This is a genomic window from Devosia sp. (assembly GCF_030689745.1).
Taxonomy (GTDB): domain Bacteria; phylum Pseudomonadota; class Alphaproteobacteria; order Rhizobiales; family Devosiaceae; genus Devosia; species Devosia alba.
Window position 1 is genome coordinate 1 of sequence record NZ_JAUYGL010000042.1, and the last position, 11,633, is coordinate 11,633.

At 64.4% G+C, this 11,633-nt stretch carries 10 protein-coding genes; 1 reads left to right on the plus strand and 9 read right to left on the minus strand.

The window, feature by feature from the left end:
- Positions 1-287: 287 nt before the first annotated feature.
- From tsaE to Q8O80_RS03765, 9 genes are all read right to left on the minus strand, one after another.
- Positions 288-719: a tRNA (adenosine(37)-N6)-threonylcarbamoyltransferase complex ATPase subunit type 1 TsaE gene (tsaE, locus tag Q8O80_RS03725; RefSeq protein ID WP_305577069.1), complete on the minus strand. Its 432-nt coding sequence runs from the start codon at positions 717-719 to the stop codon at positions 288-290.
- 11 nt (positions 720-730) lie between these two features.
- Positions 731-3,190, minus strand: coding sequence for a PAS domain-containing sensor histidine kinase (locus Q8O80_RS03730; RefSeq protein WP_305577071.1), 2,460 nt, complete (start codon positions 3,188-3,190; stop codon positions 731-733).
- Positions 3,191-3,514: 324 nt separating this feature from the next.
- Positions 3,515-4,915: an adenosylhomocysteinase gene (ahcY, locus tag Q8O80_RS03735; RefSeq protein WP_305577073.1), complete on the minus strand. Its 1,401-nt coding sequence runs from the start codon at positions 4,913-4,915 to the stop codon at positions 3,515-3,517.
- 97 nt (positions 4,916-5,012) lie between these two features.
- Positions 5,013-5,519 carry a DUF2937 family protein gene (locus Q8O80_RS03740; RefSeq protein ID WP_305577075.1) on the minus strand — a complete coding sequence of 169 codons (507 nt, stop codon included), beginning with the start codon at positions 5,517-5,519 and terminating at the stop codon, positions 5,013-5,015.
- A 77-nt stretch (positions 5,520-5,596) separates the two neighbouring features.
- The gene (locus tag Q8O80_RS03745; RefSeq protein ID WP_305577077.1) at positions 5,597-5,896 is read right to left on the minus strand and encodes an HPr family phosphocarrier protein; all 300 of its coding nucleotides are present in this window, start codon (positions 5,894-5,896) and stop codon (positions 5,597-5,599) included.
- A gap of 49 nt (positions 5,897-5,945) precedes the next feature.
- Complete coding sequence (locus Q8O80_RS03750; protein WP_305577079.1) at positions 5,946-6,347, minus strand: PTS sugar transporter subunit IIA; 402 nt, start codon at positions 6,345-6,347, stop codon at positions 5,946-5,948.
- A gap of 175 nt (positions 6,348-6,522) precedes the next feature.
- Entirely contained in the window at positions 6,523-6,981 is a 459-nt protein-coding gene (locus tag Q8O80_RS03755; RefSeq protein ID WP_305577081.1) for an HPr kinase/phosphorylase, read from the minus strand.
- Between the two features lie 9 nt (positions 6,982-6,990).
- Complete coding sequence (locus Q8O80_RS03760; protein WP_305577083.1) at positions 6,991-8,805, minus strand: sensor histidine kinase; 1,815 nt, start codon at positions 8,803-8,805, stop codon at positions 6,991-6,993.
- Between the two features lie 9 nt (positions 8,806-8,814).
- Positions 8,815-9,531, minus strand: a complete 717-nt coding sequence (locus Q8O80_RS03765) for a response regulator transcription factor (RefSeq protein ID WP_305577085.1) — start codon at positions 9,529-9,531, stop codon at positions 8,815-8,817.
- Positions 9,532-9,786: 255 nt separating this feature from the next.
- Here Q8O80_RS03765 and pckA point away from each other — a divergent pair, with 255 nt between their 5' ends.
- Positions 9,787-11,373 carry a phosphoenolpyruvate carboxykinase (ATP) gene (gene pckA, locus Q8O80_RS03770; RefSeq protein WP_305577087.1) on the plus strand — a complete coding sequence of 529 codons (1,587 nt, stop codon included), beginning with the start codon at positions 9,787-9,789 and terminating at the stop codon, positions 11,371-11,373.
- Positions 11,374-11,633: the final 260 nt, after the last annotated feature.

The following is an 11,633-nucleotide window of genomic DNA, read 5'->3' on the forward strand; positions in this document are numbered from 1 at the left end:
CCCGTGCCATACTGCCGCCATCACCCCGCATGGGCGGCCTGCAGGCGAACAGTGGTTGGGGTGAGCCGGGTGGAAGTTCGTCTCTTCCACAGGTTCCAGTCCGGCCGTGTGGGGGCGAGCGATCCCCGTGCCGCCGTACAGTCCCAAAAACCGGCATCCCGGGACGGCGATCGTCTCGTTTTTAACTTTACCAGAGGCGAAAGCCGTCTCGGGATCCGTCCGTCTGCCCCAACCGTCCGGCCCGCGCCGCGCGGTCGAGAACCATGCCTACAGAGGAAACGGGGCGGCTATCGCCGGGCCCGGGTCAGCGTGGCGCGGCGGCCCTCGCCGCCGGGCGGGATAACCAGCTGCACCACCCAGCTGGCGGCGGCGCTGATTTCGGGCGAGCGCTCGGCCCATTCGACCAGCACGATGGCGTCGGGATTGTCGAGCAGGCCCAACTCGTCGACCTCGCGCGGATCGCCGAGCCGGTAGAGATCGGCATGCAGCACGGCGCCCCGGGCGGTGTCATAGGGCTGCACCAGGGCGAAGGTGGGCGAGGGTACGTCGAGCGTCGGGTCACCGGCGAGTTGGCGGATGATGGCGCGGGCCAGGGCCGTCTTGCCGGCGCCCAGATCGCCCTGCAGCAGCAGCAGATCGCCCGGCGCCAGTTCGGCCGCCAGTTCGGCGCCCAGGGCGGCGGTGGCGGCGTCATCGGGCAGGAAGCGCTCGGCCAGCACGAGCGGCGCCGCTATTCGGCGACGGCGGACATCGAGCTGTCGCGCGGCAGGTTGACGATGATCTTGGAGCCGCGCGGCTCGCGGCGCTCGGCGCTGATGGTGCCGCCATGCAGATTGACGAAGGTCTTGACGATGGCGAGGCCGAGGCCCGCGCCGCGCTGGCGGCCGCTGGGGCCACCGGTGCTGTCGAGCCGGGTGAGAATGGCCGATTTCATCTCGTCGGTCAGGCCCGGGCCCTCATCCTCGATGACGAACAGCATGCGTTCGCCGCGATAGGAGATCGACAGCCGGATCTCGCCGCCGGGCGGGGAGAAGCGGGCGGCATTGGACAGCAGGTTATACAGCACCTGCACGATGCGGGTGCCATCGGCGATGAAGGGGGGCAGATCGGGGTCGATGTCGACGGTCAGATTGATCGGCTTCTCGCCCGAAATCTCGGGGAAACTGGCCGATAGCCCGGCCCGGGCATTGTCGACCAGCTTGTGCACGTCGAGCAGTTCGGGGCGCAGTTCGGCAATGCCGGCATCGACCGAGGCGAGGTCGAGAATATTGTCGATCAGCACGCCCAGCGTCACCGACGAGGCGCGGATATAGTCGACATAGGCGCTCTGGCGTGCATTGAGCGGGCCGGCATCGGTGGCCAGCATTTCGGCAAAGCCGATGATATTGGTCAGCGGCGAGCGCAGCTCATAGGAGACGTTCTCGACAAAGGCGTCCTTGAGCACGTCGGCAGCGACCAGGGCGTCATTGCGCTCCTTGAGCACGCGCGAATAGGAGGCGCTTTCGGTGACGTCGAGAAAGGTCATCATGGTCTGCCCGTCGGGCAGCCTGGTGATGGCATAGTCGAGCAGCCGGCCATCGGAGCGGTTGATGCGCCCGGTCTGGTCGGAGCGGGTGGGATTGAGATCAATTATCCCCCGCTTCAGATCACGCCATATACTGGCCCCGTCTTCGGGAATGGCGCGGCCGCTGGCTTCGGTGATTTCGTCGATATGGGGGTTTTTGCCCAGTTCATTGGTGGGCAGTTTCCACAGCGCCGACAGCCGCGGATTGGACAGGGTCAGCCGGCCATTGGTGCCAAACACCGCGACGGCCTCGGACAGCGAATTGATGGTCTCGCGCTGCACATTGGAGAAGGCCTTGTTGGTGGATTCGAGCTTGAGGCGCTCGGTAATGTCGTCAAACACATAGATCACGCCGCCGGTGGCGCCGGCGGGGGCCGAGATCACCTTGATGGTGCGGCCATCGGGCAGGTGCCAGGGCTCGTCCTCGAAGGGCTCGGTGCGGCTATAGGCCTTGAGATGGGCGTCGCGCCAGGTGTGGTAATTGACCTGGGCGGGCAGCATGCCCTCGGTGCGCAGCTTGTCGAGAATGGCGCGCTCGTCAAGGCCGAGCGCCAGGAAATCCCCGCTCAGTTTCCACAGGGTAGCATAGGCCTGGTTGAACTGGATCAGCTCGCGCCGGGCATTGAAAATGGCGATCGGCGTGCTCAGCGTGTCGATAATGCCGCTAATATGGGCGACGGCCTCGCTGGCGCTGTCGCGTTCGGTCTCCTGGACCCGGCGCAACATGCCGGCGCGGCCGCCGGTGACGGGGAATTCGACCAGCTCATAGGCGCCGTGCTGGCCCCAGGCCAGCGAGAGCGAATTGGGTCCCTGGGCGGCGTCGCAGGCCTGCAGATGCCGGGTCAGCCGGGCCGGGTCGAGCAGTTCGGGCGGGGCGCTGGTCGTGCCGGTCTTGCCCAGGGCGCGGGCCAGCTCGAGATAGGCGGCATTGGCATAGACCAGCCGGTCCTCGGCATCGCGGGCAAAGGCGGGCTTGGCCAGGGTGTCCAGAATTGCCCGCACGCTGGTGAAGTCGCCCGTCGCGGCGGCCGCCACCAGATCGGGCTCGGCTCCGGGCTGCAGAAAGGCGGGGCGCAGGCGCATGGCCGTGCCGCCGCCGAGCACCCAGCCATTGGCCCGTACCAGCCGGCCGTCCAGGGCATTCAGGCTGACGGCAAAGGCATGGCCGTGCACGCGCAGGTCTTCGAGCAGGCGGGCCAGCCGGTCGGCATCGGCAATGGTCAGCCAGCTCTGGAAATTCAGCACGCTTTCGGGCTGCCGCCCGATCGGCAGCACCGCAGCGGCCTGCCCCAGCAGCTTGGGGGCGTCTTCATCGGTCCACAGCACGGTGACTTCGCGGGTGCCCGACAGCAGGGCTTCATATTCGTCCACCAGGGCGCGCAGCCCGGCGATCTGTTCGGCCGCCTTGCGGCGGGCCAGCTTGCCATCGACCAGCATGGTGCGCACCACGGCCATGGCCAGCAGGGCAAAGGCGCCGGCGCCGGCGGCAATGGCGACGGGTGCCGCACCGGCGAAGCTGGCCGCCTGCATCCCTTGCGCGGCGGCGGGTGCCGTCGTGAGCAGGGAGAAAGGGGTTGCTGCCAGTCCGGCGAATCCCCAATGCTTCCGGAAGTGATCCGGCGCCATGCGCTACCCTCTAGGTCAAATTGTGTTGCTTGCCAGTCCGACGCCGCAAAGAGTCGGTACGCAATGACTACATACGGAGTGACTTACGCGGCCCAAACAGGCCTGCCGATTCCGGATTGGCTGCGTGTCCCCCAGCAGCCGAATCACCTTGACCATAGCGGCCCGGCGAATCGCCTAAAAGAGTCTTAATGACCTACCTTGATAGGCAAAGCATCGATATCGGGGCTTGACCGAGAACGAAGCAGCAACAACGAAACGAGGGTTTCCGACAAAAGAAATGCCCGCGACCTGGGTCGCGGGCATAATGGCAGGGGTCAGGGGCGCCTAGTAGCGGTATTCGCCCGACTTGAAGGGGCCTTCGGTGCTGACGCCGATATAGTCGGCCTGGTTTTTGGTCAGCTTGGTCAGCTTGGCGCCGAGCTTGGCCAGGTGCAGTTCGGCCACTTTTTCATCGAGATGCTTGGGCAGCACATGCACCTTCTTTTCCAGGTTTTCGCCATTGGTCCACAGCTCGATCTGCGCCAGGGTCTGGTTGGCAAAGCTAGCGCTCATCACGAAGCTGGGGTGACCGGTGGCATTGCCCAGATTGACCAGACGGCCTTCCGACAGCAGGATCAGGCGGCTGCCATCGGGCTTTTCAATCAGGTCGACCTGCGGCTTCACATTGGTCCACTTGAAATTGCGCAGGCCGAGCACGTCGATCTCATTGTCGAAATGGCCGATATTGCAGACAATGGCCATGTCCTTGAGCTTGCGCATGTCATCGACCATCAGCACGTCGCGGTTGCCGGTGGCGGTGACCACGATGTCGGCGCGATGGGCAGCCTCGGCCAGGGTAACGACCTCAAAGCCTTCCATGGCGGCCTGCAGCGCGCAGATCGGGTCGACTTCGGTGACCAGCACGCGGGCGCCGGCCCCGCGCAGCGATTCGGCCGAGCCCTTGCCCACATCGCCAAAGCCGCAGACGATGGCGACCTTGCCGGCCAGCATGACGTCGGTGCCGCGACGGATGGCGTCGACCAGCGATTCACGGGTGCCGTACTTGTTGTCGAACTTGGACTTGGTGACCGAGTCATTGACGTTGATGGCGGGGAAGGGCAGCTCGCCCTTGGCGTGCAGCTGATAGAGGCGCATCACGCCGGTGGTGGTTTCTTCGGAGACGCCGCGGATGGCGTCGCGGATCTTGGTGAAGAAGCCCGGGCTCGATGCCAGGCGGCGCTTGATGGTGGCAAAGAAGATTTCTTCTTCTTCATTGGTGGGCTTTTCGAGGAAGGACGGGTCCACCTCGGCCCTGGCGCCATTGAGAATATACATGGTGGCGTCGCCACCATCGTCGAGAATCATGTTGGGGGTGGTCCCCGGCCAGTCCATCATGCGATCGGTGAAGGCCCAATATTCTTCCAGCGTTTCGCCCTTGTGGGCAAAGACCGGGATGCCGGCCGCTGCGATGGCAGCTGCAGCATGGTCCTGGGTGGAAAAGATGTTGCAGCTGACCCAGCGCACTTCGGCGCCCAGCGCGACCAGGGTCTCGATCAGCACGGCAGTCTGGATGGTCATGTGCAGCGAGCCGGCGATGCGGGCGCCCTTGAGCGGCTGGGCGGCGGCATATTCCTCACGGATGGCCATCAGGCCGGGCATTTCGATCTCGGCGATATCGAGTTCCTTGCGGCCATAGGCGGCGAGGGAAATGTCCTTGACCGCGTAATCGGTCGAATGGGTGGTCATGAATGAAGCTCCGGAGCGGAATGGGGATCGTTGCCTCTGCTATACGCAAGGGCGCGACCGGGATCAACCAGAGACATAAAGAAAGGTTTATATGCGACTAGGGATGAGCGGCGTAGCGGCGGCGGCGGAAGGGCAGCATGACCAACCGCAACAGGCCCGAGAGCACCAGATAGCCCAGGATGAAGCCACCGCCGGCATAGAGAATGCCTTCCATGGTGACCGGCACGGCGGGCCGGTAGTTTTCCAGCGTCCGCTGGCCAATTTCACTGTCGAGATAGGCCGGAAGCGACTGGAAGCGTTCCACTGCACTGGCCCCCTCGATGCGCCGCAGCGTGGCATGCAGGGCCTCGTAGCGCTCGAAGGTGGCCGTCATGGCGGTCCCGCGTCCGGCCAGGAAATCGTCGTTCGCACCCTCATAGCGGGTCAAAGCGGCGGCGCGATCGAGCCCGCCTTCGACTGCGGCGCGATCAAAATCCTCGACAATGACCCGCAATTCGTCGACGGCGCCACCGAGCCGCTGGGTATATTGCTGGGCATATTCGGGGAATTGGCTGAGCGTGACGGCCAGGCCGAGCCCGCCCAGTCCAGCAATGATGCGCCGCATGCGTTGATCTCCGTGCTGCTGATGCCCCGGGGGGTTGACCCACTGGCCTCAACGCGGGGCGGCAGCGGCGCGTTCCGTCAGTCGGGCGCCCCGTCGCTGTCCTCGTCAAAGCCGTTATTGACCAGCAGGACGATGGCCTCGAGCGCTTCGCGGGCCTGGCGGCCGCTCGATTGCACCAGAATGGTGCTGCCCGGTCCGGCGCCCAGCATCATCAGTCCCATGATGGAATTGCCGTTGACCGAGGTGCCGTCCTTGACGACGGAGATGGCCGCATCGAAGCACTCGGCGGTGCGCACGAAGCGGGCCGAGGCCCGCGCATGCAGACCCTTGCGGTTGACGATGGTCAGTTGCTGCGCCAGTGCGCGGCTTGAATCCATCAGCTCACTCTCCCCTGGGCCGTGGTGCCGGACGTCACGTTCACGGTGCTCAATCGGCAGCGAGAATGGAATTGGCGACGGTGATGTATTTGCGGCCCGCCTCCTGGGCCATGTTCACGGCATCCTTGATGGTCATCTCATTGCGCACGCGAACCAGCTTGACCAGCATGGGCAGATTGACCCCGGCGATCACTTCGACCGCCCGGTTCTGCATCACCGAAATGGCCAGGTTGGAGGGCGTGCCGCCAAACATGTCGGTGAGGATGATGACGCCCTTGCCGTTATCGGCGCTGTCGACCGCAGCAAGAATGTCGTTGCGGCGGTCTTCCATATTGTCATCGGGACCAATGGCGATGGTCTCGCAGTATTCCTGCGGGCCGACGACATGCTCGAGCGCCGACTTGAATTCATGGGCGAGCGCACCGTGCGTCACCAGAACCAGACCAATCATACAAAGTCCCCAACATGTCGAGCAGCGCCTGCGGCGCAGAAGCGACAGCACTCCATAGTTTGCCCCAGTTCATCGCGCAATGCAGCAGCTGCACGGCGCAAGGCTGTGCCCGGGCCATTGGACCGGGCGCGCGCCAGTCTTGTCCGGCAGCGGACGGGATTCAAGTGGTATTTTGTCACGGTTGAGCCAGTGCCGACATGGCCTCGGTCACCAGCAGGATCTGATGACCCAGGCTGATGACATTGCCATAGGGCACTGGGGCGCGCGGCAGGGTGATCCCGGCGATTTCGGTGACGAACTCGTCCTCTTCAACCATGCGCACCATTTCGGGCACCATGTCGATGACCAGATCGAGGGGGACCGCGTTCTGATGGGGGCGACTGACAATGCCGCGGCCGCGCAACTCGATCAGCCCGGCCAGATTTGGTGGGGCCTGCATGGCCACCCGCTCATCGGTCCTGACCAGATCGACGCGGTCGTCAGAGACGAGGAAGGCGGGCAGGCCGCGCAGCGTCCAGCGTTCCAGCAGGGTCAATGCCAGCACCGATTTTCCGGCGCCGGACGGGCCGCGCAACAGCACGCCGGTCGATCCCAACAACAGTCCCGTGCCATGCACGTTTTTTGGTTTGCTCATGGTGGCAATCTATTTGCGCGCGCGCGGCAGCACAACCGAGAACACGGCGCCGCTGCCATCGGAGCGATTATGCCCCTTGATCGTGCCCTTGTGGGCCTCGACAATCTGCTTGCAGATCGACAGGCCCAGGCCGGAATGATCGCCAAAGCTCTCGGTATCGGGCCGGTCGGTATAGAAGCGCTGGAAAATCTTGTTGAAATCGCCGGTAATGCCGCGCCCCTGATCGCTCACCGTGATGCGCACATCGTCGGCGTCGGTGCTGAGCGCCACATGCACCACGCCTCCCTCAGGGGAAAACGAGACGGCATTGTCGATCAGATTGGCGAACACCTGGGCCAGGCGGCTCTCGTGGCCATTGACAATAGCGGCGCCCTTGCCGGTGCGCTTGTCCATGGCGACGGTGACGCCCCGCCCCAGCGCCATGTCCTTCTGCATCGAGACAATGGCTTGGGCCAGCTTCTCGACGTCGACCCGTTCGGCGCTCTCGCGCGCCAGTTCGGCGTCGAGCCGGCTGGCGCTGGAAATATCGGTGATCAGCCGGTCGAGCCGTTTGACGTCGTGCTGGATGATGGCATTGAGGCGCTCGCGGTCTTCCGGGCGCTTGGCCAGCGGCAGGGTCTCAACAGCGCTGCGCAGCGAGGTCAGCGGGTTCTTGAGTTCATGGGCCACGTCGGCGGCAAAGCGCTCGATTGCCTCGATGCGGTTATAGAGCCCGTCCGTCATGCGGCGGAAAGCGTCGCTGAGGTGGCCGATCTCGTCGGGACGATCGGTGAAATCGGGGATTTCGGCGCGGGCATTGCCAGCGGTCTGCACCCGCTCGGCGGCAGCCGCCAGGCGGCGCATCGGTCCGGCTATGGTGCCGGCCAGGGCCAGCGACAGCACGATCTGCACGGCAGCGGCAATCAGGGCAATGCGCAGAATGCTCCAGCGCTCCTGGGCGACAATAGAGTCGATGTCGCCCGGGGCGGTCGAGAGCAGGATGGCACCGACCACGGCGCGCACGCGCTGCACCGGTACGGCGACCGAGACCACCAGCTGGTTCTGGCCATCGACGCGGACAAAGTCGGCGGCAGCGCCCTGCAGCGCCGAGGCCACTTCGGGATAGCGGCCGCCTTCATCGACACCATATTCCTGGTACTTTGGATAATTGTCGCCGGGGACCCAGTTCAGCACGGCGTTCCACCAGTCCCACAGGAAGAACTCGTCGGTCTGCTTGGTTTCAATGATCTGCCGCATCACCTCGCCCCGGGCGTAGATATTGTCGCTGTCCAGGATCAACAGCCCGCCCTGATCATAGATGCGGGCGCGGGTGCGCGTGGGGGTGATCAGATTGCGCAGCAGCGGCGCGACCCGTTCGGGATTGATGGGAAATTCCAGCGTCGGATCGTAGTAGGACAGGGAGGACACCGAACCATCACCCTGCAATTGCAGCAGACGGTCGGGATTGATCGAGATGACGTCGCTATCCACCGTTGCCGAGGCCGCCACGGCCGCCGCAATGATTTCGCCCTGCACGCGGAGCGACTGCACGCGGGCGTCAATCAGCCCGGCGCGCCACTGGTTGAGATAGAGAATGCCGACCACCAGCACCAGCAGCCCGGCCATATTCAGCACGATGATGCGGCGCGTCAGGTTGGCAAAGATGGTGAGGTCGAGAAAGCGGCTGATGGCGCTGGCCAGCTTGTGGAAGGGGGCCAGCAGGAGCCGCCAGCGGCGACGGGCGTGCGGCTTGGGGGACGCGCGGCGTGGGTCCTCGGTGCCCGGCGCGCGCCAGTCCGGTGCGGCGTCGGGCTGGCGATCGCGTTCGGGTTCGAGGATGGCCACAGGTTGTGCCTATTGCTCCTTGAAGCGGTAGCCGACGCCATACAGCGTCTCGATCATTTCAAAGTCATCATCGGTGGCCTTGAACTTCTTGCGCAGACGCTTGATGTGGCTGTCTATGGTGCGGTCATCAACATAGACCTGATCGTCATAGGCCGCATCCATCAAGGCATTGCGGGATTTGACGACGCCCGGCCGCAGGGCCAGCGACTGCAGGATCAGGAATTCGGTCACGGTCAGGGTGACGCGCTGGCCCTTCCAGGTGCAGGTGTGGCGCTCTTCATCCATCACCAGCGAGCCGCGCTCGATCAGCGCCTTGTCGCCGCCGGTTTCCCCCGAGGCGCCGTTCGAGGCGGTGGGATCACGTGGCGTCGAGCGGCGCAGGATGGCCTTGACCCGCTCCACCAGCAGGCGCTGGCTGAAGGGCTTGGTGATGAAATCGTCGGCACCCATCTTGAGACCGAACAGTTCATCGATCTCCTCGTCCTTGGAGGTAAGGAAGATCACCGGGATGTCGGATTTCTGGCGCAGCCGGCGCAGCAATTCCATGCCATCCATGCGGGGCATCTTGATGTCGAGAATGGCTAGGTCCGGCCGGTCGGTGGTCAGACCCTCCAGGCCCGAAGCGCCGTCGGTATAGGTGGCGACCTGGTAGCCTTCCGCCTCCAGTGCCAGGGACACGGAAGTCAGGATATTGCGGTCGTCATCGACGAGAGCGATCTTGGGCATGAACTGCCTTTCTTGTTCGGACGCTTCAAACATGTGACCCACGCGGCGTTCCGTATGCTTGCAGGCGACAATTACGCATTAAATAAGGCGGTGCCAAGGAGAGTACAACCGCAGGCCCGCTGCACAAGGGTGTTGCGGGCGCGATGCAACTTCCGTCTTACGACCCATTTGGGGATGGTTGTAGCACAGTTCGACCCTCTATTTTGCACGTCAACAACGGGCGGCAGCACGTGCCCGCGAGCGACGGAGTTTTCTATGTTCGACCATGACACCCTGAGAAGCACAATCGCCGCCAGCGCCGGCTCGGTCTCCAACAACGATATCGTGCCCGTGCTGGTTGCACGCGCGCTGCAGGGCGATGAATGCGAATTGACCGCAGATGGCGCCGTTTCCGTGCGCACCGGGGCCTTTACCGGCCGCTCGCCCAAGGACAAGTTCATTGTGCGCGACGCTTTGACCGCCGACAGCGTATGGTGGGACAATTCGGGCGCCATGAGCCCAGCGCATTTTTCCGCGCTGCTGGAGGACGCCGTGGCCGCCCTGGGTGGGCTGAATGTGTTCCGCCAGGACCTGCTGGCCGGGGCCGATCCGCGCCTGCAATATGGCGTCACCGTGCTGACACCCAGCGCCTGGCACGCCCTGTTTATCCGCAATCTGCTGATCCGGCCCGGCGAGATGGTGCAAACCGGCGCCAACCCTACGCCCGTCACCATTGTGCACGTGCCGCAGTTCAAGGCCGATCCAGTCCGACATGGCTGCCGCAGCGAGACGGTGATTGCGCTCGATATGAGCCGCAACATCGTGATCATCGCCGGCACCTCCTATGCCGGCGAGATCAAGAAAAGCGTGTTCTCGCTGTTCAATTTCCACGCCCCGCGCCAGGGTGTGCTGCCCATGCATTGCTCGGCCAATCTGGGCAAGGATGGCGAGGCAGCCCTGTTCTTTGGCCTGTCGGGCACCGGCAAGACGACGCTCTCCAATGACCCCGACCGTCCGCTGATCGGCGATGACGAACATGGCTGGAGCGATGACGGCGTGTTCAATCTGGAGGGTGGCTGCTACGCCAAGACCGTCAAGCTGAGCGCGACGGCCGAGCCCGAGATCTTTGCCGCCACCAAACGCTTTGGCACGGTGCTGGAAAATGTCGTGCTCGATGACGCCAAGGTTCCCGATTTCGATGACGTGTCGCTGACCGAAAACACCCGGGCCGCCTATCCCATCCATGTGCTGCCGGCCATTGCCGAGGGCAGCGTTGGCGGCACGCCGAAAACCGTGGTGTTCCTCACCGCCGATGCGTTTGGCGTGCTGCCGCCGATTGCCCGGCTGACCCCCGATCAGGCCGTCTATCACTTCCTGTCAGGCTACACGGCCAAGGTTGCCGGCACCGAGCGCGGCATCACCGAACCGCAGGCGACGTTTTCGGCCTGCTTTGGCGCGCCGTTCATGCCCCTCCATCCCACGGTCTATGGCGAGATGCTGGCCAAAAAGCTGCGGGCCAGCGGCGCCTCGGCCTGGCTGATCAATACCGGCTGGACCGGTGGCGGCTATGGCGTCGGCAAGCGGATCGACATTGCCTCAACCCGGCGTCTGCTGAGCGCCGCCCTGAACGGCGCGCTCGATGACATCGCCATGCGGACCGACGAATTGTTTGGCTTTGAGGTGCCGGTCGCGGTGCCCGGCGTTGACAGCAAACTGCTGACGCCGCGCCTGACCTGGGCCGATGCGGCGGCCTATGACCGCCAGGCGCTGCATCTGGCTGGCCTGTTCCGGGCCAATTTTGAAAAGTTCGGCGACGCCGCCAATGCCGAACCGGGACCACGGATGGCGCAGGCGGCTGAATAGACCCAGAGATCGGCCTGGCTCGCACAGGGCCAGCTTCGCTTCACCCTCGCCCGGCCTCCCCCACCAAGGGCAGGCCGGGAGGAGCGGCACAAGGACACAGGTCCGCGAGGGACACGGCTCAGGCCAGGGCGGCGTGCCAGCACGACGGCGCGTTCGACAGGGAGGGGATTGCCCTAGTTGGGCGAATAGAAGATGTGCGAGCCGATCTGGGCGACCGCATTGTAGGTATTGGCCCAGTTCGGGCGAACACTGGTGGTGTG